Source organism: Mitsuaria sp. PDC51, assembly GCF_900113225.1.
In the GTDB taxonomy this organism is placed as follows: domain Bacteria; phylum Pseudomonadota; class Gammaproteobacteria; order Burkholderiales; family Burkholderiaceae_C; genus Roseateles.
This window is the reverse complement of sequence record NZ_FOZE01000003.1, coordinates 132,204-159,197: the sequence shown is the minus strand read 5'-3', so window position 1 is coordinate 159,197 and position 26,994 is coordinate 132,204. Positions and strand designations below refer to the sequence as shown.

Here is a 26,994-nt window from a genome sequence, read left to right as displayed (position 1 = left end):
ACAATCCGCCGCATGGCCGAGCCGACGCCCGCCCTGCCCGATCGCCTGATCGCCCACCTGGACATGGACGCGTTCTACGCGTCCGTGGAGCTGCTGCGTTATCCGGAGCTCAAGGGGCTGCCGGTGGTGGTCGGCGGACGGCGCGCCCACACGCCGCAGGAACGCCCCGACGGCACGCGCGAGTTCTTCAAGCTGGCCGACTACACCGGCCGAGGCGTCGTGACCACCTCGACCTACGCGGCGCGCGCGCTGGGCGTGTTCTCGGCGATGGGACTGATGAAGGCGGCGCTGCGCGCGCCGCAGGCGATCCTGCTGCCGGCCGACTTCGATTCCTACCGGCATTACTCGCGGCTGTTCAAGGCGGCGGTGCGAGAGATCGCGCCGGTCATCGAGGACCGCGGCATCGACGAGATCTACATCGACCTGACCGACGTGCCAGGCGCGCGCGAGCCGGTCGGCCACGATCCGCTGGGCGGCGTGCGGGCGGTGGCGCGGGAGATCAAGAACTCGGTGCAGAGCGCCACCGGGTTGACCTGCTCCATCGGGGTGACGCCCAACAAGCTGCTGTCCAAGATCGCGTCGGAGCTGGACAAGCCCGACGGGCTGACGCTGGTGACGATGGCCGATCTGCCGACGCGGATCTGGCCGCTGCCGGCGCGACGGATCAACGGCATCGGCCCCAAGGCCGGCGAGAAGCTCGAGGCGCTGGGCCTGCACACGATCGGGGAACTCGCGGCCGCGCCGCTGGAGCTGCTGCAACAGCATTTCGGCCCCGGCTACAGCGCCTGGCTGCACCAGGCGGCCTGGGGCCTGGACGACCGGCCGGTGGTCACGCACAGCGAGCCGGTCTCCATCAGCCGCGAGACCACCTTCGAGCGCGACCTGCACGCACGTCGCGACCGGCCGGAGCTGTCGCGCATCTTCACGGCGCTGTGCGAGCAACTGGCCTCGGACCTGCAGCGCAAGGGCTACCTGGGCCGCACCATCGGCATCAAGCTGCGCTTCGAGGGCTTCCGCACGGTGACGCGCGACCTGACGCTGGACCAGCCGGTGCAGGACGCCGCGGCCATCCGGCATGCGGCGGGGCTGTGCCTCAAGCGGGTGGACCTGAGCCAGCGGCTGCGCCTGCTGGGCGTGCGCGTGGGCAAGCTGAGCCGCCCCGGGGAGATCGAGCCGGCCCGGCGCGGTCGCGCCGGCGCCGCCAGCAAGCCGGAGGATCCGCGACCGCGGCCGGAGAACCTCAACCTGTTCGGCTGATCAGGCGGTGGGCAGGCGCCAGAGCCAGATCCCGACCGCGAGGCAGCACAGCGCCGGCAGCCAGGGCAGCACCGGCATCACCGCCCAGGAGATCGCCGAGCTCAGGGCCATCATTCCCCAGGCCAGCTGCTTGGCCCGCAGCGGCACGGCGCGACGCGCGCGCCACTGGACGACCATCGGCCCGAAGCGCGGATGAGCGAGCAGCCAGGCCTCGCAGCGCGCCGAGCCGCGCGCGAAGCAGAACGCGGCCAGCAGCACGAACGGCGTGGTGGGCAGCAGCGGCAGGAAGATGCCGATCACGCCGAGCAGCAGGCTCAGCGCGCCGCCGACCAGCCAGGGCAGGCGCCGCCACAACGCGGCCTCCTTGAGCGCGCTGCTCGTCGCGTCATCGGCGACGACAGCATCCACGGCTGCAGGAACCTCGGTCGGGCGCTCGGGATCGACGGCTTGGGACATCGCGCGACTGTAGCGGCGACGCGTGGCGGCCGGTGCGGCGGCCGCTCAAGTCCGCTGGCAAGGCGAGACCTCCGGCGGCTACAGTCGCCGCCATGAGCGATGCCCCCAGCGACTCCCCGCGCCTGCCCTCCCTCGACGGCCTGTTGGCCTTCGAGGCCGCCGCGCGCCTGGGCAGCCTGGAGCGCGCCGCCGAGACGCTGCATGTCAGCGCCAGCGCCGTCGGCAAGCGCATCGCGACGCTGGAGGAGCGCCTGGGCCTGCCCTTGATGACGCGCCAGCCCTTGCGCCTGACGGCGGCGGGCAAGGAATACCTGGCGCAGGTGCGCACCGCGCTCGCGCTGCTGGCGGCCGTGCCGCTGCACCAGCGCGAGCGGCCACGCGTCACGCGCCTGAGCGTCAGCAGCCCGCCGACCTTCGCGCGGCAGGTGCTGGTGCCGGCGCTGCCCGGCTTCGCGGCCGCGCATCCCGATGTCGAGCTCGAGCTGCTGCTGTCGACGCCCTACCTGGATCAACCCGCGCCGCCCGCGGAGGTCGAGATCTTCGCCGGCACCGTGCCCGCCGGCGGCGAGGTCCTGCTGGACGACATCGTCACGCCGATGGCGGCGCCGGCGCTGCTCGCGCGGCTCGGCGCGATCGAGACGCCGGCGGACCTGGCCTCCGCCCCACTGCTGCGCACGCCGCTGCAGCCGTGGCAGCCCTGGCTGCGCGCCGCGGGGCTCGATTGGCCGGAGCCCGCGCAGGGCACGCGCTTCGTGGACCTGGGATTGACGCTGGAAGCGGCCGCCTGCGGCCAGGGCGTCGTGCTGGGCCGCCCCAGCCTGGCCGCCACCGCGCTGCGCAGCGGCGCGCTCAAGCGGCTGTTCGACCTGGCCGTGCCGGCCGCCATGCCCTATGGCCTGGTGCGCCATGGCGACGGCGAGGCGGCCCGTGTGTTCTCGCGCTGGCTGGTCCGGCATTGCGAGGCGCTGAGCGCCGAGGCCAATCACGCCTGAGGGTGACGCCTAAGGGTGAGGGAAGTCCCTGACCGATCCGGAACGATCTTCCGGCGTGCGCGTCCAAACTTTCCGGCCGGGCCAGCGGTGGCTCGCCTAGCATCCAGCGCATGAGCGTCATCACCTGCATCGAAGACCTGCGCGTGCTCGCGCAGCAGCGCGTCCCGCGGATGTTCTACGACTACGCGGACTCCGGCTCCTGGACCGAGAGCACCTATCGCGCCAATGAATCGGACTTCCAGTCGATCAAGCTGCGCCAGCGTGTCGCGGTCAACATGGAAGGCCGCAGCACCGCCGCGACGATGATCGGCCGCCCGGTCGCGATGCCGGTGGCGATCGCGCCGACCGGGCTGACCGGCATGCAGCATGCGGATGGCGAGATCCTCGCCGCCCAGGCGGCCGAGGCTTTCGGCGTGCCGTTCACGCTGTCGACGATGAGCATCTGCTCGATCGAGGACGTGGCGGCGAACACGACGGCGCCGTTCTGGTTCCAGCTCTACGTGATGCGCGATCGTGGCTTCATCAACAGCCTCATCGACCGCGCCAAGGCCGCGAAGTGCGAGGCGCTGGTGCTGACGCTGGACCTGCAGATCCTGGGCCAGCGGCACAAGGACCTGAAGAACGGCCTGTCCGCCCCGCCCAAGCTGACGCTGCCCAACCTGATCAACATGGCGACCAAGCCGCGCTGGTGCCTGGGCATGCTGGGCACGCCGCGGCGTCAGTTCGGCAACATCGTCGGGCATGTGAAGGGCGTGGGGGACATGGGCTCGCTGTCCGAGTGGACGGCCAAGCAATTCGATCCGCAGCTGAGCTGGGACGACGTGCAGTGGATCCGCGAGCGCTGGGGCGGCAAGCTGATCCTCAAGGGCATCATCGACGAGGAGGACGCGAAGCTCGCCGCCGCCACCGGCGCCGATGCGCTGATCGTCAGCAACCACGGCGGCCGGCAGCTCGATGGCGCGGAGTCCAGCATCCGCGCCCTGCCCCGCATCGTGGACGCCGTCGGCGACCGCATCGAGGTCCACATGGACGGCGGCATCCGCTCGGGGCAGGACGTGCTCAAGGCCTGGGCGCTGGGGGCGCGCGGCACCTACATCGGCCGCGCGTTCCTGTATGGCCTGGGCGCGATGGGCCGTCCCGGCGTGACGAAGGCGCTGGAGATCATCCACCGCGAGCTGGACCTGACGATGGCGTTCTGCGGCCATCGGACGCTGAGCGGCGTGGATCGCCAGGTGCTGCTGCCGCGGCCGGCCTGAGGCTCGGCGACGCTCTCATGGAAGGAGGGCAGCAGTGTCCAGGGCCGTCTTTCCGCGCTCCATGACTTGCAGGAGCCACACCGGCTCCAAGCGCTGCTGCATCACCGCCCTTTCGCTGCCAACGTCCGGCGCCGCACGCTCCACGTACGCCCACTCCCACATCCAGTTCGTACCCGCTCGCAATCCGGCCCGGAAATCAGGCCCGGAAAACAAAACGCCCCGCATCAAGCGGGGCGTTCTCGCGTCTGCACGCGCGCGGCGGCGTCGTCAGGACGCCTCAACCAGGTCGCGCGATCACAGCGCGTTCATTTCCTTCAGCAGACGATCCGCCTTGTCGACGACCTTCATCTGCCACAGCATGTAGCGCGCATCCAGGCAGATGCTGCGGTTCATGTGGTCGTTGTAGTCCCAGTCCGAGATCACCGCGTCCAGCGTGCCGTCGAACAGCAGGCCCACCAGCTCGCCATGGCCGTTGAGCACCGGCGAACCCGAGTTGCCGCCCGTCGTGTCCAGCGTGGCCAGGAAGTTCACCGGCACCGAGTCCAGCGCCTTCACGCCGTACTTGTCGAAGCGCTTGGCCTTGATCGCCGCCAGTTGCTCGGCCGGCGCGTTGAACTCGCCATTGCCGGTGTGCTTGGCGACGATGCCGCGCAGCGTCGTGAACGCCGTCCAGGTCGTGCCGTCCACGCCCGGCGCGCGGCCCTTCACCTGGCCGAAGGCGACCCGCAGCGTGCTGTTGGCATCCGGATAGACCGGCTGGCCGCGGCTGGCCTTGAAGTCGATCTCCGCCTGCATCGTCGCGGCATAGGCCTGCTGCAGCTTGCCGGCCAGTTCCTTGTCGCGGTTCTCGCGCGCCAGCTCATCGGCATGCAGCGCCACCGCGGCCTTGACCAGGGTGTCGTCACTCGCCTCGAAGGCCGACGCGTCACGCGACAGCCAGGCGCCGCGCTCGGCCTTGTCGGTGAGCTTCGTGCCGGCGTACAGCGCGTCCACCCGCGCGGCCACCGCCGCGCCGTCCATGCCGGCGCGCACGCCCAGCGCGTTCAGCAGCGCGCTGTTGAGCTGGTCCGCCGGCAGCGCCAGGTACTGCGTCAGGAAGTGGCTGACGACCTTCTTCTCGGTGATCTCGTCGAAGCGGCGGTCCACCGTCTCCAGCGCCTGCCGGCGGCGCAGCTGGTCGCGGTCCTGGTAGCCGGCCTTGCGCTCGGCATCGGGCTTGCGGCGCTGCAGCGCCTGCTCGTACAGGTCGCCCGCGCTCTTGACCAGCGTCGGCGTCGCATAGCCCAGCAGGAACTCGCGACGGGTGATCTCCTGGCGCTCGGCGATCAGGCGGTCCACCTCGACCAGCGACGCGCCGTAGGTCGCGCGACGCTTGGCGTCGGCATTCACCCAGGCCTTCATCTCGTCGAAGGCGGCCTGCTTGCGCGCGAGGATGTCGCTGCCCGCGTAGCTGGCCATCTGGCCCTGGTAGTTCTTGTAGTAGTTGTTGACCCCGGCCACGGTGTTGGCCAGCTTGATCTCGGCGTCACGGCGGCCGGCGGTCGCCTCCTTGATCAGGTCGAGCTGCTCGCCCATCGCCTTGACGCGATGCGGGAAGTCCCAGGCGAAGGCGAAGTCCACCTCCTTGGGCAGGCGGTGGCGGTTGGTGCGGCCCGGATAACCGGCCACGGCGACGAAGTCGCCCTCGTTCAGCGGCGCGCTCGCCAGCTTCAGGAACTGCGACGGCTGGAAGGGCTTGTTGTCCTTGCTGAAGTCAGCCGGCTTGCCGTCCGGACCGACGTAGGCGCGATAGAAGCTGTAGTCACCGGTGTGGCGCGGCCACATCCAGTTGTCGGTGTCGCCGCCGAAGACGCCCACGCCCTCGGCCGGCGCGTGGACCAGGCGCACGTCGCGGATCTCGAGCTGCTTGGTCAGCTGGTACATCAGGCCGCCGTAGAACGCGCCCACCGAGCAGCGATGGCCGGCATCCTTTTCGCAGGCGGCGACCAGCGCCTTCTCATTGGCCTCGATCGCATCGATGCGGGCCTTGCCCTGCAGCGCGGCGGTCGCCTTGTCGATCACCTTGTCGGTGACGTCGGTCAGCGCGACCGTCACCAGGATGCGGCTGCCCGGCGCGGCCGGCAGTTCCTCGCCCAGCGCGGCGGCCAGGAAGCCGTTCTTCAGCAGGTCCTTCTGCGGCGTGGAGTTGTACTGGATGCTGCCGAAGGCGCAGTGGTGGTTGGTCACCACCAGGCCCTGCGGCGACACGAAGGACGCGGTGCAGCCGCCCAGGCTGACGACCGCCCCCATCGGATAACCCAGCGGCTGCGACAGGCGCGCCGGATCGAATTTCAGGCCCAGGGCCTTCATGTCCTTGGCCACCAGCGGCAGCTGCTGGGGCATCCACATGCCTTCATGCGCCTGGGCGCCGGCCGCGGCGCCCAACGCCAGCGCGGCCCACATCAGTCGTTTCATTCGCGGGACTCCTGTCCACCTTCTTGAGAAGGGGCGAACCATACACGAGCCCGCCGCCCGCCCACCGTGCCGGTCGACACCCGTGCCCATGCCGCATCGCGGAATCCCCCGCGGCGCCACTCGGGCTCCTCGTTCGTGGGATGGGGGAATCCCTGACTCCAAACTTACAATTCCGCCCGTCCCCGCCCATTGCCCGCCCATTCCCGCCCATTCGATCGCCGCCGTCCGATGGCCCTCCGGACGCCGCCGCGCCCCTCTCTCCGGCCGTCCAGGAGCCCGCCATGACCCTCAAGCAGCTCAGCCAGGTGAAGCGCTGGATGGTGATGCACAGCGCGCGTCACCCGGTCGAACTGGCGGTGTGGAACGTCGTGCTGACGATCTGGATGCTGGGCTTCATGGGCGTTCCGGGCGCGTTATTGATCCAGGCATGGATCGCACTGCCGTTGTGCCTGGTGGCCTGGATGCTGCCGATGGCCTACACCGGCGGCCGGCGCCGGCTGCACCGCTCGGGCCGCCTGCGCTGCGACTGGCTGACGGCGCTCTGAGCCCGCCGGCGCCTTGACATCATCGTCACTTCTGACGATGATTCGCCGCATGAAGTATCCAGGCGGCAAGGGCAAGACGTACCAGCACGTCATCAACCTGATGCCTCCGCACCGGGTGTACATCGAGACGCATGTCGGCGGCGGCGCGGTCCTGCGCCACAAGCTGCCGGCGGCGCGCTCGATCGCCATCGACGCCGACGACCGGGTCATCGCGCACTGGCGCGCCATGGCCCTGCCCGGCGTCGAACTCGTCCACGGCCGCGCGGAGGACTTCCTCGCGCGGCACGCGTTCGAGGGCGACGAGCTCGTCTACGTGGACCCGCCCTACCACCCCGAGACGCGGCGCCAGTCACGCATCTACCGGCACGAATACGGCGCCGCCGACCACGAGGCGCTGCTGGCGCTGCTGGCGACGCTGCCGTGCCGGGTGATCGTGTCGGGCTACGCCCATCCGGTGTACGACGCCCTCCTGCGGGGGTGGCGGACGACCGAATTCCGGGCGAAGACCCACACCGACGTGCGCACCGAAACGCTGTGGTTCAACTTCGAGCCGCCCGAGATCCTTCACGACAGCCGGCACCGCGGGACGAACTTCCGCGAGCGCCAGACCAACAAGCGGCGTCTCGAACGCCTCCAAGAGCGTGTCCATGCCATGGATCCGGTCGAGCGCGCCGCGTTCCGCCAATGGCTGGACGCCACCTATCCAGCCGCCCAGAGAGGCGGCGTCTTTGCAGTCCCATGACCCAGATCGTCGCCATCGTTTCCCGCCACGGCTCCCTTCATCGAGAACTTCCCGATCCCGATCACCTCCTCCTCACCGGCGTGCGCTGGGGCGCCGTCGAGGAGTTCCCGACCCCCGCCTACTGGACGCAGCAGGCGCTGCGGCACCGCCTCGACGGCCCGGCGCCCCGCGCCTCGGGCCGCTCGCTGGCCGAGGAGGTCGGCGCCGCCTTGCTGGGCGGCCCCGGCATCCCGGCGGCCGTGGGCCAGGCGGCCTTCGCGCGGGTGCGCGAGCGCGGCGCCTTCGTGCAGCCCGGTGTCTGCGAGGCGACCTTGAACGCCTGGCTCAGCGAGCCCCTGGACGTGCAGGGCCGTGCGCTCAGCTTCCGCTTCGCGGCGCAGAAGGCGAGGCACCTGGCGGCGGTGATGCCGGCGCTGCTCTCGGCGCCCGACTTCGAGGCGGGCCAGGAGGTGCGCAACTGGCTGATGGCCCTGCCCGGCGTCGGGCCGAAGACGGCGTCGGCCATCGTGCGGGGCTGGTCGGCGTCGGAGGAGGTCGCGCTGCTGGACGCCCACCTGCTGCGCGTGGGCCAGGTCATCGGCCTGTTCCCGCGCAAGCACGGCATCGAGCGGCATTACCTCGAGCTCGAGGCCCGCCTGCTCAAGCTGTGCGCGGCGATGGACGTCAGGCCGTCCGAGCTGGAGGCGGTGGTCGCGGCGGAGATGAGCCGCTCGCCGGAGACGGCGCGCTTCCTCGTCGACCACCTGAAGGCGACCGAACCGGCACCGGCCCGCAAAGCCAGCGCGGCCCGCATCCCGGAGCAGATCGCGCTGGTCTTCACGGCCTGAGCGCCGCAGGTGCCCGCGTCAGCCGCCAGCGCGGCGTCACGGTGTCGCGCGCACCCTCGTGCGCGATGAACGACGGCGGCTGAAGTCAAGGCGAGCTTGCTTCGATGGCCGGCTCGGAACCCTCCCCTTCTCCGACTTCCGCGGACGCTGATGACGCGGATGACGCGGCCATCGCGGCGGCCGGTGCGGCCGGTGCCGCGGGCACCGCTGGCGCCGTCAGCCAGTAGCGGCGGCGGCGGGTCCGCTCGCAATCCGCCAACGGCAGCGTCCAACGGTCGCTGCGCCATTGCCAGGCGCCGCAGTCGACGGTATTGAGCACCGTCGCGCCGGCGGCCAGGTAGCGCGCCACCACCTCGGGCCGAGGATGACCGAAGCGGTTCAGATGGCCGGACTGCAGGGCCGCCACGCGCGGCGCCGTCGCCTGCACGAAGGCGGTCGACGACGAGGTCCGGCTGCCATGGTGCGGCACGACCAGCACCTCCACGCGCAAGTCTTCCGCCTTCGTCTCCGTCTCCGTCTCCGTCTCCGTCTCCGTCTCCGTCTCGGTCCCAGTCTCCGTCTGCGTCACTGCCCTGGCCTCGCCGGCCAGGCGCAGCAGCTGCGCCTCCTGCGGCGATTCGATGTCGCCGGTCAGCAGCAGGCGACGCCCCGCCGCGTCGACGCGCAGCACGCACGAAGCGCCGTTGCGCTTCGCGCCGGCCGCGTTCTCCCGCGGCGCCGGCGCCTCGAGCGGCCAGAGCACCTCGAAGCGCACGCCGTCCCACGCCCAGCGCTGCCCTCGGCGGCAGCCCGCCGCTCCCGGCACCGCCCCGAGCCGCCGCTCGACCGGCAGGCCCCGCAGCAGGCTGCCGGTGCCGCCTGCGTGGTCCTGGTCCGCGTGGCTGACCATCAGCAGGTCCAGGCGCCGCTCGCCCAGGCCGCGCAGCAGCGGCAGCAGCACACGCTGCGCCGCGTCGCTGTCGGGGCCCCAGCGCGGTCCGGCGTCGAAGACCATCGTGTGGCCGTGAGTGCGCAGGATCGCGGCGCCGCCCTGCCCGACGTCGGGCAGCCACAGTTCGACCGCCCCGGGCGGCGGTCGGTCGACGACCGGCCACAGCAGCGGCACGCACAGCGCGAGCCCGCCCAGCCGCAGCCGCCACGGCCAGGGCATCGCCAGCAGGACGCCGCCGACCAGCCCCAGCACCTGCGCCCAGGCCGGCGCCCAGGGCAGGTGCCAGACGGCGAGCGGCCAGGCGCGCAGGACCTCGAGCAGCAGGTTCAGCGCGGCGACCAGCCAGGTGCCGAGCGTCCACAGCGGCGGACAGGCCGCGCCGAGCAGCGCCAGCGGCGTGATGACGTAAGACACCAGCGGGATCGCGACTGCGTTCGCGACCAGGCCGACGAGCGACAGCTGCTGGAACAGCAGCAGCGTCAACGGTGCGAGGCCGAGCGTCACCACCCACTGCGTGCGCCAGGCCGCACGCAGCGCGCCGCGCCAGCCGGGTTCCGCGCGCGAGTCGGCCGCCATCAGCAGCGCGACCGCGCAGAACGACAGCCAGAAGCCGGGCTGCGTCAGCGCCCAGGGATCCGCGACGCAGACGACTGCGGCGGCGGTGCCCAGGCTCATCGGCCAGGGCCAGCGCACGCCCGCCTGCCGCAGCAGCGCGAGGATCGCCAGCAGGCCGAAGGTGCGCTGGGCCGGCACGCCCCAGCCGGCGAACAGCGCGTAGCCGCCCGCCGCAGCGACGCCCAGCCACATCGCCGCGCGCGGCGCGGGCAGCCACAGGCACAGGCGCGCGCTGCGCCGCCACGCCCAGCCTCCGGCGGCGCCGGCGAGCCACGCGAACAGGGTCACGTGCAGGCCGCTGACGCTGAGCAGGTGCGCGACACCGGTATCGCGATAGAGCGCCCAGTCGGCCGCGCTGACGGCGCCCTGGTCGCCCAGGCTCAGGGCTGCCAGCACTCCGGCGCCGCGCCGGTCGCGCGCCTGGCCGAGCTCGCGGTCGATCGCGTCGCGCAGCGACTGCCGCAGCGCATCCACGCCCGGCGCCGCGGAGGACAGGCGCTGCTGCCCCTGGCCACGACAGCTCGCGGCGGCGGGCAGGTCCTGTTCGAGCATCCACAGCGCCTGGTCGAAACCCTGCGGATTCAGCAGCCCATGCGGGCGGCGCAGCTTGAGCGCCAGTTGCCAGCGCTCTCCGGCGCGCGGCGTTTCAGGCATCTGGTAGCAGGACAGCAGCAGCCGCGGCGGCGCCCCGGCAGCGATCGAGGCGGCATCGGCGGCGAGGACGAAGCGCCAGCCCTCGGTGCCGCCCAGGCCGGTGGTGCGCTGCGGCAGGCTGGCGACGCGGCCGGCAATCGTCATGACATGGCCCTCGCGCGCCGCCGGCAGCACCTCGGCCAGGCGCCACACGGCGCGGTGGGCGGTCAGGCCCGAACCGGCCAGCGCCGCGAGCAGCGCCCACGCGAGCCAATGGCTCGACCATCGCGGTCGCGGTCGTGACGCCCCTCCTTGCCATGCGGGCCCCCGCAGCCATGGCGCCCATCGTGTCCATCGTGTCCATCGTGTCCATCGCGGCCAGGGCCGGTCCACGTCGCCGTCGGCCGCCGCCGATCGATCCCGCACCAGGGCGACCGGCAACACCATCGTCAACACCAGCGCGACGACGCACGCGAGCCAGGCGCCCCACGCCTGCGGTCCGGGCAGGACCGGCAGGCGATGGACCAGCCCCATGCCGACCAGGGCTGCTGCGGGCACCAGCGTCCAGCGCCATGCCGGGGTGTAGGATTCGCGGCGCTTTTTTTCACTTCCGCGCACATCCTCATGAGCACTTCCGTCTATGACCGCCTGACCCAACTCGGCATCGAGCTGCCGCCGGTGGCGGTGCCCGCCGCCGCCTACGTGCCCTTCGTCCGGACCGGCAACCTGGTGTTCCTGTCGGGTCATATCGCGAAGAAGGACGGCAAGCCCTGGGTGGGCCAGCTCGGCAAGGACACCGACACGGCCACCGGCCGGCAGGCGGCACGCGCGATCGCGATCGACCTGCTCGGCACGCTGCACGCCGCGGTCGGCGACCTGAACAAGGTCAAGCGGGTCGTCAAGCTGATGAGCCTGGTCAACAGCACCGGCGACTTCACCGAGCAGCACCTGGTGACCAACGGCGCCTCCGAGCTGATCGGCGAGGTCTTCGGTCCCGAGAAGGGCGCGCATGCGCGCAGCGCCTTCGGCGTGGCGCAGATCCCGCTCGGCGCCTGCGTCGAGATCGAGCTGATCGCCGAGATCGCGGACTGATGCGCGCGCTGACCGCCTCGCGCGTGCTGGCCTTCAGCGCGCTGGTCTCGCTCGCCGGCGTGGCGGCGGCGCTGGTGGCGCAGTACCAGTTCGGGGTCAAGCCCTGCCCCTGGTGCGTGATGCAGCGCGGCATCTTCCTGCTGATCGCCGCGGTGAGCGCGCTGGGCTGGCTGCTGCAGCGCGTGGGCGCCGCGCGCGTGGTGGCGCTGCTGCTGACCGCGGCGCTCGGCGTGGCGGGTCTGTTCGCTGCGGGCTACCAGCATGAAGTGGCCTCCAAGCTGGCCACCTGCGACATGACCTTCGCCGATCGCGTGCTGACGGCGCTGGACCTGGAAACCAGGCTTCCGAGTGTCTTCATGGTCACGGCCAACTGCAGCGAGGCCTCCGCGTACACGCTGCTCGGTCTGCCTTATGAAATCTGGAGCGGCGCGCTGTTCACCCTGATCGCGCTGCTGTGTCTGCTGACGCTCAAGCGCGGCGCGGTGCATCGTCGGTGAGCCGACGCGCCGATGTCCTTGCGATCGGTCAACCTGACGGGAGTCTCCCCATGAAGCGTGTGACAGGCATCGGCGGCATCTTCTTCAACGCCAAGGACCCGGCGGCCTTGCGCGACTGGTACCGCACGCACCTCGGCGTGGATGTGCTGCCCTGGGGCGGCGCGGCGTTCACGTGGACGGACGACGCGGGCCAGCCCACCGGCGGCACGACGATCTGGTCGATCGGCGCAGCGGACGCGGCCGGCTTCGGCCCGCAAGGCAAGTCCTTCATGATCAATTACCGCGTCGCCGACCTGGCCGCCCTGCTGCAGGCGCTGCGCGCCGAGGGCTGCGAGGTGCTCGACAAGACCGACGACTCCGAATACGGCAAGTTCGGCTGGGTCATCGACCCCGAAGGCAACCAGGTCGAGCTCTGGGAGCCGCCGGCCGGGCAGTGAGCACCGCCCGCGCCGCGGGCGCGGGATCAGAAGTTCAGCTGACCAGGCCGGATGCCCAGGGCCTTGGCGATGCGCTCGCGCGACGAGCGCCGGGGCCGAGGGCTGGCCTCGAGCTGCGCGTAGGCGCCCTGCGTGATCCCGAGCCGATCCGCCACCACCTGCTGCGTCAGCCCGAGGTGCGTGCGCCAGGCCTTGGCGCCGGTCATCTGCTCGTTGAACACCAACTGCGCCACGGCGTCGGGGATCAAATCGCCCACGGCCTCGAAATGCCGCACGAATTCGTCATACGGAAGCACGACGAATGCAGGCAGGCCGTCCGCGCCCACGATGGTCTGGAAATCAATAGGTTTGTTCATCGCGCTTCTTCACTTCCTCGATCGAGACGATCCGGACCTCGACGGCGAAGTCGAAGAACACGCGATAGTCCCCGACTCGCAGTCGATAAGCGTAGGGATGGTTCATCAGTCGCTTCACGTTGCGCGCGGCCCGGAGGTCCGCCAATTCGATGACCACGGCTCCGGCGATCGCCTTCACCGCCTCGCGAGGCAGCTTCAGCATCTGCCGCATCGCCTTCTCGGTCCAGTTGATGCGATTCATGCATGCTATACGGTTTGATTAGCTTTATCGACGCTAATCTGATGCGCATAGGGGCGCTTTGACATCACGCAACATTGGATTTCGCCTCGCCCTCAAGAGGGAGCAAATGGGGGATGGGCCGCGTTGCGAATGAGCGCGCCGTCAGCTTCGTTCAAGCCTGTTCACTGCCGCGTCATACCCCACCGGCAGCATCGCGGGCTTCGCCACTTCGCCGGGAGACCCGCATGGACCGCCGCCGCTTCCTCCACGCCAGCACCTTGCTCGGAGGCGGCACGCTGCTGGCGCCCCACGGCTTGCGCGCGCAGGGCACGCCGCAAGCCCCGGCCCTCATCACCCGCGATGCGATGCGGCCGCAGATGCCCCATGGCATCCAGTCCGGCGATCCGATCGCCGATGGCGCCATCATCTGGACCCGCGCCGACCGCCCCGCCCGGCTCTGGCTCGAGTGGTCCACCACCGCCAGCTTCGCCAACACGCAGCGGGTGCGCGGTCCGCATCTGCTCGAGGACTCCGACTTCACCGGCCGCGTCGATCTGCGCGGCCTGCCCGCCGGCCAGGAGATCTTCTACCGCGTCATCCTGCAGGACCTGCGCAACGAGCGCGTCCTGTCCGAGCCGATGCCCGGCCACCTGCGCCTGCCCGACGCCTTCGGCAGCCGGTCGGTGCGCGACCTGCGCTTCGCCTGGAGCGGCGACACCTGCGGTCAAGGCTGGGGCATCAACGAGGCCTGGGGCGGGATGAAGATCTACGAGCAGATCCGCCGCATCAATCCCGACTTCTTCCTACACAGCGGCGACACCATCTACGCCGACAGCCCCATCCCCGCCGAGATCACGCTGCCCGACGGCTCGCTCTGGCGCAACCTCGTCACCGAGCAGACCAGCAAGGTCGCCGAGACGCTGGACGAGTACCGCGGCCGCTACCGCTACAACCTGATGGACGCCAATGTCCGCCGCCTGTCGGCGCAGGTCCCGCAGATCTGGCAGTGGGACGACCACGAGGTCACCAACAACTACTCGGACAGCAAGGACCTCTCCGGCGACGCCCGCTACACCGAAAAGAATGTCCCGCTGCTGGTGGCCCGCGGCACGAAGGCGTTCCAGGAATACGCGCCGATGCGCCGCTTCGGGGACGCCGAGAGCGAGCGCATCTACCGCCACCTGCCGCAGGGGCCGCTGCTGGACGTCTTCGTCGTCGACATGCGCAGCTATCGCGGCCCCAACAGCGCCAACCTGCAGACCGAGGAGAACGCCGCCAGCGCCTTCCTGGGCCGCCCGCAGATCGGCTGGCTGCTGGACGGGCTCAAGCGCTCGAAGGCGGTGTGGAAGGTGATCGCGGCCGACATGCCGATCGGCCTGCACGTGAACGACGGCAAGGACGCCGAGGGCCGCGACAAGTGGGAGGCCATCGCCAATGGCGACGACGGCGCGCCGCGCGGCCGCGAGCTCGAGATCGCGCGCCTGCTCAGCGAGATCAAGCGCCACCGCCTGCACAACATCGTCTGGCTCACGGCCGACGTGCATTACACGGCCGCGCACTTCTTCGACCCGGCCCAGGCGAAGCACACCGACTTCCTGCCGTTCTGGGAATTCGTCTCCGGTCCGCTGCATGCCGGCGGCTTCGGCCCCAACAAGGCCGATGGCACCTTCGGCATGCAGGTGGTCTACCAGAAGGGACCGGGCGTGGCCAACGCCGCGCCGGCGGTCGACACCCAGTTCTTCGGACAGGTCGACATCGACGCGAAGACCCGCGCGATGACGGTCACGCTGAAGGACCTGGCCGGCACCGCCCTCTTCAGCAAGACGCTGGCGCCGCGGCGCGGCTGATCAGCGCAGCTCGACCACGCGCAGCACGCCCTGCATCGGCGGCAGCTGCGCCACCATCGCGACCAGGTCGCGGATGCTCTCGGTGGCCGTCTTCGCGCGCACGCTCGCGATCTGCGTTCGCACCGTCGAGATCGCCACGCCGTGGCGCAGCGCGATCTCCTGTGGCTGCAGGCCGGCGCACAGCGCCTGCAGCACCTGCTGCTCGGCCGCGGTCAGCTGATGCTCGCGCGCGAAGGCCAGCATCGGCAGCTCGCCGCACAGGTTGCGCTTGCCCAGCACCAGCAGCGCCTGTGCGGTGCGCCCCAGGCCGTCCTGCAGCGGCAGCACCGACAGCGACAGCCGCCCGGCGCCCCGCCCCAGGCAGATCAGGTGGCGCAGGCCGCGCTGCACGTCGGCCAGCGCGCCCTCGAGCCGCAGCTGGTCATTGCGTTGTGGCGCCACCAGCTGGCCGTCGATGAGCTGCAGCGGCGAGGTCGCGTCGAGCTGCCGCCTGGCGGTGCTGTTGGCATACAGCAGCTGGCCGTCCCCGCCGACGAGGCAGACCCCCAGGTCGATCTCCTCCAGCGCGTGACGCCACCACCGGTCCGGCGATCCTCGCCGGCGTTCCGGACCGCGATAGGACAAGAGCCGGCCCGTCTCGGGGCCCCTCCCCAACACCATGCCATCCATCTCAGCCTCCCTGTTCAGGCGCGTGTGGAACGCGGCCCTCGACGTGCACGGTCTGCGCCGCGATGAGGTGTGTGGGGCCTTCAGGGATGTTAGGAGAACCGCCCGACATTGCGTAGCGGAACTTCGCGCGCGCGGCCCCCTAGGGCTGGGGGGCCGGCGATGTCGGGTCCGGCGCCGATATACCGGGAGGCCTGCCGGCCGCGCGGCCCGTCGTCATCGATGATCCACGCTGGTGCACCTCAGCCCAGGAAGCCCAGGTCGGCGGCCGCGAAGTTGCCGATGTTGGGCAGCACCGTCCGCAGCTCGCTGGCCGGCACGCCCATCCACAGCGCCAGCGTCGCGGCGAGCTGGTCCACCGAGGTCGTCGGCAGCAGCCGCCCCTGGCCGACGTCGTCGGGGCCGTTGACGCTCACCGACGGCGCCGTGCCGTAGAAGCGCCCGCCCCGCACCGCGCCGCCCATCACGAAGTGGTGCGCGCCCCAGCCGTGGTCGGTGCCGTCGCCGTTGCTGCTCAGCGTGCGGCCGAAATCGGAAGCGGTGAAGGTGGTGACCTGGTCCGCCATGCCCAGCTCGCGCAGCGCCGCATCGAAGCTGCCCAGCGCGCCGCCGAGCTGCTGCATCAACTGAGGGTGCCGCGAAGTGAGGCCGTCGTGCAGGTCGAAGCCGCCCATCGAGACGAAATAGACCTGCCGCGTCATCCCCAGCGAGGCGCGCGCCGCGATCAGGCTCGCCACCGTCTTGAGTTGGCGCGCGAGCGAGTCGCTCGCGAAGGCCGTCGTGATCGTGGCGCCGCCCGCCAGCGCGGTGCTCAGCGTCGACTGCAGCTCGATCGAGCGCGCCGTCACGCGGTTGAGCTCGACCTCCATGGGATGGCTCCGCTGCTCGGTGATCAGCGCCCGCAGCAGCGTCGCGCAGGAGCTGGACCCGAACATCTGGCTGCCGATGCCGTTGATCGGCTTCTTGCCGCCCGGCCCGGTCAGGTACTGGAAGGCCTGCTCGCCGGCCTGGAACACCGCGTTGCCCGAGACATTGATGCAGGTCAGCCCGGCACGGCCATTGGCCGAGAGCATCAGGTCGGCCATGCGCCCGCCCCAGCCGGTGCGCGCACCCTCGACGCTGGACGACTGCCAGAGGCTGGCCTGGTCGTTGTGGGAGAACAGCTTGGGCGGCGCCGGCACCGCGCCCGAGCGGTACTGCGCCAGCGTCATCGGCGCCATCAGCGTGCCGATGTTCAGCATCACCGCCAGCCGGCCGCCGTCGAAGACCGGCTTGATCGCCGACAGCCCCGGCGCCAGCGCCATCTGCCGACCGTCCGGCAGCGCCACGGTGGGCGCCAGCGCGGTCGCGGCCAGCGCGTCGCGGCCGATCGCCAGCGTCGGCCGGATCGCCGCGTAGGCCTGGTGGTTGACGGTGTCGTAGGGGATCACCGTGTTGCCGTGGTCGTTGCCGCCGTGCAGGAACACGCACACCAGCGCCTTGTAGTCGCCGCCGCCGGTGGCGGCCGCCGCGTCGCCGATCGCGGCGAGCTGCAGCGCCCAGGGCGCGGCCGCGCCGGCCACGGACACGACCGAGGCGCGCTTGAGGAATTCGCGCCGATGCAGCGCGGACAGCTTGGACACATGGGCCACGGGAGGTCTCCGGTGTAGGTCGCGCGGACAGCGCGACGCGGTCATTTCTGGATCTGGTATTCGGGGCAGGCGAGCAGCAGCATCCAGCCGGCGCGGGCCCGGTTGGTCCTGCCGTCGTCGGTGCTGGCGCCGATCGTGGCCGCCGCCGCCGCGATGCGCTGCTGCGTCGCGTCGGAGATGGCGCCGCCGCCCAGCAGCAGCGCCTGACGCGCCACCATCGCGCGCGGGTCGGTCGAGAGCGCCATGTCGGCCGCGAGGTCCGGCTTGGCATCGCCCTGCCCGGTCGTCAGCAGCGTCTGCATGAAGTTCAGGTAGCCGGTGACCGTCACCTCGTTGAGCAGCTGGAACTCCGGCGCGGTGGTGCCGGCGGCGGTCATCGGGGAATTCGGCGGCACGTAGCCCGGCCGGTAGAAGTTGAAGACCGACGGACTGAAGAAGGGGCTCTGGCCGAGCCGCGTCTCCGGATCGCTGGTCTCCGGGATGGTCCACAGGCCGGCCGAGCTCAGCCCGACCGCGCGCGCCACCTGCACGAAGCGCAGCACCGGCTCGCGCAGCTTGCCGGAGTTGCTGGCGCCGGGCTCGATCAGGCGCGCCTCCGGATCGAGCAGCACCGCGCGCAACACCGCCTTCAGGTCGCCGCGCTCGCCGCGACCGTTGTCGTTGAAGGCCTGGGCGACGCGCTGCGCGTAGGCGGCGCTGGGGTGCGAGCAGACGAAGCGCTGGATCAGCTGCCGGCCGAAGAACGGACCGACGTTGGGATGGTTGGCGAGGATGTCCAGCGCCTGGCGCAGCGCCGCGGGGCCATCGGCGCCGGCGGAGATGGTGGTGCCGAGCACCGTCTTCGCGCCCTCCGAAAAATTGGCCGCCTTGTGCACCATCGGCCGTCGCATGAAGCCGGGATCGGCGCCGGCGGGCGCGTTGGTGTCGAGGTCCCAGCCGGTGAAGGCGCGCGCCAGCTGCGTCACCGTGGTCAGGTCGTAGGTCTCGACCGGACGACCGCCGGCCATCTGCACCGAGCCGTCCAGGTTCAGTTGCACCAGGCCGATGGTGAAGAGCTGCATCACCTCGCGGGCGAAGTTCTCGTCGGGCTGACGGCCCTTGCCGTCCTCCTTCTTGCTGCCGCGCATGGCCAGGAAGGCGCCCATCGCCGGCGACAGCGTCACCGCCTCCAGCAGTCCGCGGAAGGTGCCGAAGGCCTGTTCCTCCAGCACGTCCGCGTAGGCGCCCATCATCATCGTGCGCCACGGCAGCGTGTTGCCCACCGCCGAGACGACGAAGATCTCCGACAGCGCCAGCACCATGCGCTGGCGCAGCTGGTCCGGCGAGGTGATGAACTTGCGCCAGACGCTGCCCGGCAGGCCGTCGAAGTAGGCGTACTTGTTGGCCTCGGTGGCGAAGCCGTTGCGGGTCAGCCAGTCCCAGTGAGACTCGGTGCGCGGCGCCAGGAACTGCAGATCCAGCCAGGACGCGTAGCCGATCGACTTGAGCGTGGCGATGTCCGCCTCGCTCGCGCCGAAGCCGGCCTGCGCCAGGAAACGCGCGGCCTGCGCGTCGCCGGGCAAGGGCAGCAGGGTGGCGGCCGCGGGCGCCGGAGCCGGCTGCGGCGCGGGCGCCGGTGTAGGCGCGGGGCTTGGCGCCGCGCTGTCGACCGGTGCGGGCGCCGGCGCCGGTGCTGGCGCAGGTGCGGGGCTGGGCGCCGGGCCGGGGGTGCCGTCGGGCGCGGGAGCGGCGCCGTTGGGCGTGGCCGGCGTGTCGCCACCACCACCCCCGCCGCCGCAGGCGCTCAGGGCAGCGGCGGCAGCCGTGGCGGCTGCGGAAGACCAGGGAAATCGGAACATGGCGGTGGGGCGTCGGTACTGCTGACGCCCGGCACTCTAGAGAGTCCGCCCGCCCGAATCAGCCGCCAAACCGCAACAGCGGAAAGGCTCGGCAACGTCTCGGGTTACCGTGGTTTTCGACCTCGACGGCCGGCCGCGATCCCCGTCACCATCGGCCCTGCCGGCGATCAAGGGGCGATCGCGGGGTCGATCAGGGGCCGCTTCGTGCGGCTTCTCACGGCCCGCCTCCCGGCCGCGCCGGCGCTGTCCCTGCGCGAGGCCTTCAGGTCCTCGCGGCTCGCGGCCCGGCGCTGTAATTGGCCGCGACAAACCCGCCAGTTCCGGCGATCGACGCCCGAATCAGGCCGCGAAGAGACCGAGGTCTTTCTGGTTGAAGTTCACGATCCCCGGAAGGATGCCCGGCAGGTCGGTCGCCGGCACGCCCATCCACATCGCCAGCGTCGCGGCCAGCTGGTCCACCGAGGTCGTCGGCAGCAGGCGGCCCTGGCCGACGTCGTCCGGCCCGTTCACGCTCACCGAGGGCAGCTGGCCGTAGAAGCGGCCGCCCTTGACCGCGCCGCCCATCACGAGGTGGTGGCTGCCCCAGCCGTGGTCGGAACCGTCGCCGTTGGAGCTCAGCGTGCGGCCGAAGTCCGAGGCGGTGAAGGTCGTGACGTTCTGCGCGACGCCCAGCTCGCCCAGTGCCGCGTCGAAGCTGGCCATCGCGTTGGCGACGGTGCCCAGCAGGCCGGGATGCTGGGCCACCAGGTTGTCGTGCAGGTCGAAGCCGCCGATCGACACGAAGTAGACCTGCCGCTGCGCGCCCAGCGCCGAGCGGGCGCCTATCAGCCGGGCCACCGTCTGCAGCTGGGCCGCCAGGCCGCCGGTGTCGAAGGGTGTCTGCAGCGTCGAGTTGGCCAGCGCCGTCGAGATCGTGCCCTGCGCGCTGATCGAGCGCGCGGTGACGCGGTTGAGCTCCTGCTCCATCCAGTGCTGGCGCTCGGCGGTGACCAGGGCGCGCAGCGCTTCCGAGCAGGCCGCGGACCCGAACAGCGACCGCGTCGCGCCATTGATGGCGACGGCGCCGCCGCTGCTCATCTGGTACTGCACCGCCTGCCCGCCCGACATGAACACCGCGTTGCCGGAGACGTTGATGCAGGTGAAGGTCGCGTTGCCGTTGCTGCCCAGGAACTGGTCGGCCACCCGGCCGCCCCAGCCGGAGGTCGCGCCCTCGGGCCGGGACGATTGCCAGAGGCTGGACTGGTCGTTGTGCGAGAACAGCTTGGGCGGCAGCGGCACGTTGCCGGCCTTGTACTGGGCCAGCGTGGTCGGCTGCATCAGCGGACCGATGTTGAGCATCACCGCCAGGCGCCCGGCGTCGAAGACCGGCTTGAGCCGGGTCATCGTCGGCGCCAGCGCCATCTGACGGCCGTCCGGCAGCGCCGTGGCCGGCGTCAGCGCGGTGGCGGCGAGCTGGTCGCGCGGCGTCGTCAGCGCCTGGCGGATGGTGGCGTAGGCCTGGTGGCTCGCGGCGTCGTAGGGCACCACGGTGTTGCCGTGGTCGTTGCCGCCATACATGAACAGGCAGACGATGGCCTTGTAGTCGCCGGGCGCGACGGCGGCGGCGGCCTCGTTGATCGCGGCCAGCTGCAGCGCCCAGGGCGCGGCGGTGCCCGCGACGGACAGCGCCGAGACGCGCTGGAGGAATTCGCGGCGACGCAGCGACGCCAGTTTCGAGATGTGGGGCATGGCTGTCGCTCCGCTCACTTCTGCACTTGGTATTCGGGCGCCGCCAGCACCATCAGCCAGGAGGCCTTGACGCGGTTGAGCTTGCCGGCGTCGGTGTCGGCCTTGATCGTGGCGACGGCGGTGGCGATGGTGGTGATGGTCGTGGCCGACAGGTCGCCGCCCGCCATCACCAGGGCCTGGCGCTGCACCATCGCCGCCGGGTCGGCGGCCAGCGCGAGGTCCGCCGTGTAGTCGGGCTTCATGTCGCCGATGCCGTTGCCGATCAGGCTTTGCATGAAGTTCAGGTAGCCCGCCACGGTGCTCTCGTTGCAGAGCTGGAACTCCGGCGCGGTGACGTTGTTGGTGCCGAGCTGGGAATTGGGCGGCACGTAGCCCGGCCGGAAGAAGTTGAAGACCGAGCCGCTGCGCAGCGGGCTCTGTCCCAGGCGCGTGGCCGGGTTGCTGGTGTCGCCGATCGCCCAGAGGTCGCCGGGCGACGTCAGGTTGACGCTGCGGGCCCACTGGATCAGGCGCAGGATGGGTTCGCGCAGCTTGCCGCCGCCGGGCGCGGTCGAGGGCTGGCGGGCCTCGCTGTCGAGCAGGATCGCGCGGATCACCGCGCGCAGGTCGCCGCGCTCGCCCTTGCCGTTGTTGTCGAAGACCGCGGCGATGCGCTGCACGTAGGCGGGGCTGGGGTTGGACGCCACCAGGCGCTGGATCAGCTGCCGGCCGATGAACGGCCCGACGTTGGGATGCGCGACCAGCGTGTCCAGCGCCTGCTTCATCGCGGCGGGTCCGTCGGCGGTCTCGGGGATGGTGACGTCCAGCACCTTCTTGGCGCCGGTGGAGAAGCGGCTGGCCGTGTGCTTCATCGGCCGGGTCATGTAGCTCGGATCGGCGCCGTTGGCGTCGGTGGTGTCGAAGTCCCAACCGGTGAACACCCGTGCCAGCTCGGTGATCTGCGGCAGCGTGTAGGTGTCGATGGTCTTGCCGTTGCTGGTCTTGGGCGTGCCGTCGGGATTGAGCTGGTTCAGGCCGATGGTGAACAGCTGCATCACCTCGCGGGCGTAGTTCTCGTCGGGCTGGCGGCCGGTGCGGGGATCTTCCTTGCGGTTGCCGCGCATCGCCAGGAACACGCCCATCGCGGGGGACAGGGTCACGCCCTCGATCAGCGCGCGGAAGCTGCCGAAGCAGCGCTGCTCCAGCATGTCGACGTAGCCGGCGGTGGCCATGTTGGCCCAGCTCACCGGCAGGCCGGTCATCGACACGACGAAGATCTCCGACAGCGCCAGCACCACCCGCTGGCGCAGCTGGTCGGGCGAGCCGATCAGCTTGCGCCACAGCGTGGCGTCGACGCCGGAGAGGCTGTTGCGGAAGGACTCGGCGTTGTAGCCCTTGGCGACCAGCCAGTCGTAATGCCCCTGCGTGCGGGGCGCGGCGAACTGCTGGTCCAGCCAGCGGGCGTAGCCGGAAGACTTGACCGCGGCGATGTCGGTGGCGCTGGCCGCGAAGCCGGCCTGGCCGAGGAAACGCGCGGCCTGCGCATCGGTGGGCGGGACGCTGTTCTGCGGGTCGCTGTCGGGGCCGCCGCCGTCGGCGGTCTCGCCGCCACCGCCGCCGCAAGCGGCCAGCAGGGCCGCCGCGGCCGCCGCCGCGAGCGCGGCCGAGGTCCCGGAGGTCGACGTCGCATCGACGACGCGGTCGTCGTCGGTCGGAGCGAAGGGGGTATGAGCGGCGGCAGTCATCTCGGCATCAGCCCGAAGCAGCGGATGCGGGATGGTGGCGAGACGGCGCGCTCAATACACCGTCATTCGTACAACAGGTGAAAGGCGCGGCAACAGGTTGTTGCCGCGTGATTTCTGCACGCGCGGAGTTTGTCGGACTCGGATACGGCGTGGAAACAAGTCGGTGAGGAATGGCGGACGCTTCGCCGGCGCCGCTCCCGCTTCGCGTCCGCGCGCGGGGCTGGGCGGGGTCGCGCTCAGGCTGGCGACGCCATGACAATTTCCCGTACCGCCGGGGGACCGCTCGCGCCGACCGTCGGCGCCGACCACGCGCCCTCGCCCGCCGCGCCGGTCACGCCACCCGCTCGCTCCCCCACGCATCCCTCGGAAGACGGCCTCCTGGACCAGCTCAAGCGCAAGCTCCGACCCGGTCCGTCGAGCGTCGCCGCGGGGCCCTTCTATCTCCGCACCTCGATCGCGCCGCTGCGGATGCCGGCGACGCCCGGCCCCGCGGTCGAGCTCCCCACCGCCACCGAGTTCCGCCCGGCGACCGCGCAATGGATCCAGGAGCGCTCGGCCGCGCTCGTGGACCGGCTGCATCCCGCGGCCCAGGCCAGCACGGGCGCTGCCGGCGCTCTCGGCGCAGCGGGCGCTGGGGCGGCGACGGATGCGACGGATGGGACAGGTGCGCCAGGCTCGATCGTCGGCACGCCAGGGCCGACGCCGGACGCGCCGCAGGCGGCCGTGCCGGTGGTCGCCAGCGCCGCGGATTTCGCGTCGGCCACGGCCGCGCTGTTCACGCGTGGCTCCCAGGAGACGGCGGAGTCGCCAGCGCTCCAACGACTGATCGACACCTTGCTGCCCGGCGCCCAGACGCCCGCGACGCTCACCGCCGCCGGGCCATTCGGTCCATCGCTCCAGGTCGCGCGCGCCCTGTCCACCGCCACGCGCGGTGATGCGGACGCGGCGCTCGCGGCGCTCGAGCACCTGCGCCGGATGCCGATGGTGCCGTCGCTCGTGCGCGGGCTCGTTCCAGCGCACGTCCAAGGGGCCGAGGCGACCACCGCAGACGCGGCTGGCGTGGATGGCACGCCCGGCGCGGAAGGCGCACCCGGCCATCACCACGCCTGGCGCGCGGCGCTGCTGCTGGGCGCCACCCGCAGCGGGCTCGAGGGACTGATCCGCCTGAGCGCGGACGCGAGCCTGCGCGCCCGCGGCGAAGCCGGCGAGATGAAGCGCGAGAGCCTGCGGACCTTCCTGCAGGCCGCCGCGCACATCGAGTCGGCCGGCACCGCTGCTGCGGGGGACCCGACGCGGCGGACGCACGCCACCGACGCGTTGCTGTGCGCGGCCAAGCTGTACGCCGATCCGATGGCCACGGCGGCCCAGATCGACGACCCCGCCCAGGTGTCGGCCTACGTCGCCTGGCGCAGCGGCTACCGCGACCGCGGTCCCGGCACGCCGCTGGCCCGCACGCAAGCGCGCATGGCCAAGTTCACCACCTGGATCCGCCGCGCCGAGCGCCGGGCGACCCAGCCGCGCACGGCCTTCGATCCCCGCCGCCTGGTGGGCATGAAGAAGTCGCCGCTGAACGCCACCGCCTTCGCCGCGGGCGGGACCAACCTGGGGCTGGCGTCCACCGAAGCCCAGCGGCTTCAACAGACGCTCGGCGAGGCGCTCGGTGCCGCTTCGGCCCGTCTCGGCGCCCTGTCGAGCTGGCGCGTGCTGCCGAGCGCGCGGCGCGCGGAACTGCTGCTGCGCCAGCAGTGCCTGGCGCGCTGGCGTCATGTCGCCGGGCAGGCGGGAGCCGCGGTCGAATGGAAGCCCTCGAGCCAGGACCGCGCCACGATCGCGACCGCCGCGGCCGTGCTCGCCCCGGGGCTGGGCCTCGATCCCGCCAGCGTGAAGCACCATCCGGCCCTGGCCGACCTGAAGCGGCTGGACCTGAAGACACTCGCCCGCTGGCTTCAGGAGGCGCCGCCGGTCGGGACGCCCGGAACCGGCGACACGCCCGGCGCCAGCGCCGAAGCGCTCCTGGCCCGGGTGCGGGACCTCGACGCCGGCCGCCCCATCCGCCCGGCGGGCCCCGCTCGCGGCGACATCCAGGCGGCGCTGGCCGAAGTCATCGACACCACGCCGCTGGGCAACAACGTCCGCTACTTCGATGGCGCGACCTACGGCCTGAACGCCAACCAGTCGCTGAACATGCAGGACTTCAAGGCCATGATCGGCCTCTCGGTGGGACCGGGCTTCAAGGCGCTGCGCGGGCGGCACGCGTTCCTCGAGATCGGCTCCTCGTCCTACGGCGGCGAGGTCTTCATGGGCATCGACCAGCGGTCCTCGAAGGGCCTGAGCCTGGGCGTGTTCGGCGGCATCGCGCTGGGCGCCGGCGAATCGACCTTCCACGCCTCGCTGGGCGGCGGTGTCGGCTACGGGTACTCGCACGACACGAGCGGGCCGAGCGGCGTGATCATCCGCACCCGCGTCGAGCGCGACGAGGCCAACAAGCCCACCGACTCGTGGCGCGGCAAGGCCAACGAAGTGCTGGGCTTCCTCTTCGCGCAGAGCGAGCGCGCCGAGGGTGCGCGCGGCGCCGCGCCGGAGCAGCTCTGGCAGGACTTCAGCGAGCGCTTCTTCCGCGAGCGGGACATCTCGGTGAACTGGCGCGACCAGCGGCGCAGCAGCCACACGGTGTCCAAGGTCGCGAACGCGATGGCGCGCCTGTCACTGGCGGGATGGAACTTCGGCCCGTCGCTGAGCGCCAGCCGCGATCACCTGCTGGCCGGCAAGAACGAACGCATCGACGCCAACGGATGGCTCCGCGGCGTGGAGCGCTCGCGGGCGCAGTCGTCGGCGCTCAATGTCAATGCGGCGCTGGTGTCGGCCTCGGCCAGCCCGGGCCACTTCGCCCGGCATCCGGGCCAGCCGGAATCGGTCAGCCTGCCCAGCGTGCCGCTGGTCGGCGTCTCGGCCGCGCTCGTTCCGAAGGGCGCGAGCGTGACGCTGCGCATGGTCGATGAACACGGCGACCTGCATCCGGGCTACATCCGGCGGCTGGTCGAGTTCGTGGATCCCGCCTCCTTCAACGAGTACCTCGGCGCGCGCGCCAACGACATCGCGAAGACGCCGCAGAGCAAGCAGCGGCTGCAGGATTTCGTCTCGGAAGTGAACCAGGCCGCGGTGCGCGGCAATCAGTCGTTCGGGGAAAGCCTCAAGCTGCGGCCCGAGGTGGTGGAGACGATCAACCTCCATCGCGATGAGATCGAGATGATCCGGCGATGCGCGGCGGTGTCGCGCGGCGGGCAAGGCCTGGCCCTGGAGGATGGTGCCGATGCGAGGGTACATGCGGGCGGCGACGCGCCCGTCGACGCGCAGGCCGTGCGGCTGGAAGCGGAGATCGCGCGGCTGCTCAATGAGCCGGCGAGCTGGAAGGTCTCCGGCTACTACACCTACGAGATCAACACCACCGGCTACACCGCCGGGCCGGCCTTCATCGCGCAGGCCACCGCGAGCACCGCCACCAATGGCGAACGCGTGCTGGCCGAACTGGCGGTGAGCGAGCTCGAAGCGCTCGACCAGCAAACCTTGGATCAGCCGCCGCGAGATCAGCAGCCGCGGGGCTGATGAGCGACTTACAGCAGCGTCACGCCGGTCTTGCTCTGCACGAAGTCCCGCGTGACCTCGGGCGCCAGCTCCACCAGCTTCAGGCCCTGGGGCGTGACGTCCATGATCGCCAGGTCCGTGATGATGCGGTTCACCACGCCCACGCCGGTCAGCGGCAGGGTGCACTTCGGGATGATCTTCAGGTCCTCGGTGCCATCCTTCTTGCGGGCCACGTGCTCCATCAGCACGATCACGCGCGGCACGCCCGCCACCAGGTCCATCGCGCCGCCCATCCCCTTGACCATCTTGCCGGGGATCATCCAGTTGGCCAGGTCGCCGTGCTCGCTGACCTGCATCGCGCCCAGGATGCTCAGGTTGATCTTGCCGCCGCGGATCATCGCGAAGCTGTCGTGGCTGCCGAAGATCGACGAGCCGGGAATCGTCGTCACCGTCTGCTTGCCGGCGTTGATCAGGTCGGCGTCGACCTCGTCGTCGGTCGGGAACGGGCCGATGCCGAGCATGCCGTTCTCGCTCTGCAGCCACACCTCCTTGTCGGCCGGCACGAAATTCGCGACCAGCGTCGGAATGCCGATGCCGAGATTCACATAGAAGCCGTCTTCCAGCTCCTGCGCGGCGCGTGCCGCCATCTGGTCTTGGGTCCAGGGCAT

The 26,994-nt window shown here is 71.3% G+C and carries 22 protein-coding genes; 11 read left to right on the top strand and 11 right to left on the bottom strand.

Annotation, left to right across the window (positions count from 1 at the left end; all coding sequences use genetic code 11):
* The first annotated feature begins 12 nt into the window (after positions 1 to 12).
* Complete coding sequence (dinB, locus tag BM393_RS21240; protein WP_091732456.1) at positions 13 to 1,257, top strand: DNA polymerase IV; 1,245 nt, start codon at positions 13 to 15, stop codon at positions 1,255 to 1,257.
* Here the strand turns inward: dinB and BM393_RS21235 are convergent, their stop codons facing one another.
* Positions 1,258 to 1,713 (bottom strand): YbaN family protein, encoded by a 456-nt coding sequence (locus tag BM393_RS21235; protein WP_091732453.1) that lies wholly within the window; start codon positions 1,711 to 1,713, stop codon positions 1,258 to 1,260.
* Positions 1,714 to 1,805: 92 nt separating this feature from the next.
* On the opposite strand from BM393_RS21235, the gene BM393_RS21230 reads away from it, so the two are divergent.
* Together BM393_RS21230 and BM393_RS21225 are read left to right on the top strand one after the other, a co-directional pair.
* The gene (locus tag BM393_RS21230) at positions 1,806 to 2,705 is read left to right on the top strand and encodes a LysR family transcriptional regulator (protein WP_091732450.1); all 900 of its coding nucleotides are present in this window, start codon (positions 1,806 to 1,808) and stop codon (positions 2,703 to 2,705) included.
* A gap of 110 nt (positions 2,706 to 2,815) precedes the next feature.
* Positions 2,816 to 3,961, top strand: coding sequence for an alpha-hydroxy acid oxidase (locus tag BM393_RS21225; protein ID WP_091732446.1), 1,146 nt, complete (start codon positions 2,816 to 2,818; stop codon positions 3,959 to 3,961).
* Between the two features lie 294 nt (positions 3,962 to 4,255).
* Here BM393_RS21225 and BM393_RS21220 read toward each other — a convergent pair whose 3' ends face one another.
* Complete coding sequence (locus tag BM393_RS21220; RefSeq protein WP_091732442.1) at positions 4,256 to 6,415, bottom strand: S46 family peptidase; 2,160 nt, start codon at positions 6,413 to 6,415, stop codon at positions 4,256 to 4,258.
* Between the two features lie 281 nt (positions 6,416 to 6,696).
* Between BM393_RS21220 and BM393_RS21215 the strand changes: the two genes are divergently transcribed.
* From BM393_RS21215 to BM393_RS21205, 3 genes are read left to right on the top strand one after another with little or no spacing between them, the layout of a single operon-like run.
* On the top strand, positions 6,697 to 6,960 hold the full coding sequence (locus tag BM393_RS21215; protein ID WP_091732438.1) for a hypothetical protein: 264 nt from the start codon (positions 6,697 to 6,699) through the stop codon (positions 6,958 to 6,960).
* Positions 6,961 to 7,009: 49 nt separating this feature from the next.
* Complete coding sequence (locus BM393_RS21210) at positions 7,010 to 7,702, top strand: DNA methylase (RefSeq protein ID WP_091732433.1); 693 nt, start codon at positions 7,010 to 7,012, stop codon at positions 7,700 to 7,702.
* Positions 7,699 to 8,529 (top strand): 8-oxoguanine DNA glycosylase, encoded by an 831-nt coding sequence (locus BM393_RS21205; protein WP_175538456.1) that lies wholly within the window; start codon positions 7,699 to 7,701, stop codon positions 8,527 to 8,529. Before BM393_RS21210 ends, BM393_RS21205 begins: the two co-directional genes overlap by 4 nt.
* 85 nt (positions 8,530 to 8,614) lie before the next feature.
* Here the strand turns inward: BM393_RS21205 and BM393_RS21200 are convergent, their stop codons facing one another.
* Complete coding sequence (locus BM393_RS21200; protein WP_141225427.1) at positions 8,615 to 11,266, bottom strand: DNA internalization-related competence protein ComEC/Rec2; 2,652 nt, start codon at positions 11,264 to 11,266, stop codon at positions 8,615 to 8,617.
* A 66-nt stretch (positions 11,267 to 11,332) separates the two neighbouring features.
* Between BM393_RS21200 and BM393_RS21195 the strand changes: the two genes are divergently transcribed.
* From BM393_RS21195 to BM393_RS21185, 3 genes are read left to right on the top strand one after another with little or no spacing between them, the layout of a single operon-like run.
* On the top strand, positions 11,333 to 11,800 hold the full coding sequence (locus tag BM393_RS21195) for a RidA family protein (RefSeq protein WP_091732422.1): 468 nt from the start codon (positions 11,333 to 11,335) through the stop codon (positions 11,798 to 11,800).
* Complete coding sequence (locus tag BM393_RS21190; protein ID WP_091732419.1) at positions 11,800 to 12,297, top strand: disulfide bond formation protein B; 498 nt, start codon at positions 11,800 to 11,802, stop codon at positions 12,295 to 12,297. Before BM393_RS21195 ends, BM393_RS21190 begins: the two co-directional genes overlap by 1 nt.
* Before the next feature lie 50 nt (positions 12,298 to 12,347).
* Positions 12,348 to 12,734 carry a VOC family protein gene (locus BM393_RS21185; protein ID WP_091732416.1) on the top strand — a complete coding sequence of 129 codons (387 nt, stop codon included), beginning with the start codon at positions 12,348 to 12,350 and terminating at the stop codon, positions 12,732 to 12,734.
* Positions 12,735 to 12,760: 26 nt separating this feature from the next.
* Here the strand turns inward: BM393_RS21185 and BM393_RS21180 are convergent, their stop codons facing one another.
* The gene (locus tag BM393_RS21180) at positions 12,761 to 13,090 is read right to left on the bottom strand and encodes a helix-turn-helix domain-containing protein (RefSeq protein ID WP_091732413.1); all 330 of its coding nucleotides are present in this window, start codon (positions 13,088 to 13,090) and stop codon (positions 12,761 to 12,763) included.
* On the bottom strand, positions 13,074 to 13,331 hold the full coding sequence (locus BM393_RS21175) for a type II toxin-antitoxin system RelE/ParE family toxin (RefSeq protein WP_091732409.1): 258 nt from the start codon (positions 13,329 to 13,331) through the stop codon (positions 13,074 to 13,076). Before BM393_RS21175 ends, BM393_RS21180 begins: the two co-directional genes overlap by 17 nt.
* A 224-nt stretch (positions 13,332 to 13,555) precedes the next feature.
* Here BM393_RS21175 and BM393_RS21170 point away from each other — a divergent pair, with 224 nt between their 5' ends.
* Complete coding sequence (locus BM393_RS21170) at positions 13,556 to 15,157, top strand: alkaline phosphatase (RefSeq protein ID WP_091732405.1); 1,602 nt, start codon at positions 13,556 to 13,558, stop codon at positions 15,155 to 15,157.
* On the opposite strand, the gene BM393_RS21165 is transcribed toward BM393_RS21170, so the two are convergent.
* The 5 genes from BM393_RS21165 to BM393_RS21145 form a co-directional block, all read right to left on the bottom strand.
* The gene (locus tag BM393_RS21165) at positions 15,158 to 15,781 is read right to left on the bottom strand and encodes a helix-turn-helix transcriptional regulator (protein ID WP_175538455.1); all 624 of its coding nucleotides are present in this window, start codon (positions 15,779 to 15,781) and stop codon (positions 15,158 to 15,160) included.
* 284 nt (positions 15,782 to 16,065) lie between these two features.
* Positions 16,066 to 17,454 carry a DUF1501 domain-containing protein gene (locus BM393_RS21160; RefSeq protein WP_254783549.1) on the bottom strand — a complete coding sequence of 463 codons (1,389 nt, stop codon included), beginning with the start codon at positions 17,452 to 17,454 and terminating at the stop codon, positions 16,066 to 16,068.
* A gap of 41 nt (positions 17,455 to 17,495) precedes the next feature.
* On the bottom strand, positions 17,496 to 19,292 hold the full coding sequence (locus tag BM393_RS21155) for a DUF1800 family protein (RefSeq protein WP_254783548.1): 1,797 nt from the start codon (positions 19,290 to 19,292) through the stop codon (positions 17,496 to 17,498).
* A gap of 339 nt (positions 19,293 to 19,631) precedes the next feature.
* A complete protein-coding gene (locus tag BM393_RS21150) occupies positions 19,632 to 21,020 on the bottom strand; it encodes a DUF1501 domain-containing protein (RefSeq protein ID WP_091732392.1) in 1,389 nt (462 codons plus the stop codon).
* Between the two features lie 14 nt (positions 21,021 to 21,034).
* On the bottom strand, positions 21,035 to 22,744 hold the full coding sequence (locus BM393_RS21145) for a DUF1800 family protein (protein ID WP_091732387.1): 1,710 nt from the start codon (positions 22,742 to 22,744) through the stop codon (positions 21,035 to 21,037).
* A 252-nt stretch (positions 22,745 to 22,996) separates the two neighbouring features.
* Here BM393_RS21145 and BM393_RS21140 point away from each other — a divergent pair, with 252 nt between their 5' ends.
* Entirely contained in the window at positions 22,997 to 26,347 is a 3,351-nt protein-coding gene (locus BM393_RS21140; RefSeq protein ID WP_141225426.1) for a hypothetical protein, read from the top strand.
* Between the two features lie 8 nt (positions 26,348 to 26,355).
* Here BM393_RS21140 and BM393_RS21135 read toward each other — a convergent pair whose 3' ends face one another.
* Positions 26,356 to 26,994, bottom strand: a complete 639-nt coding sequence (locus BM393_RS21135; protein ID WP_091732379.1) for a 3-oxoacid CoA-transferase subunit B — start codon at positions 26,992 to 26,994, stop codon at positions 26,356 to 26,358.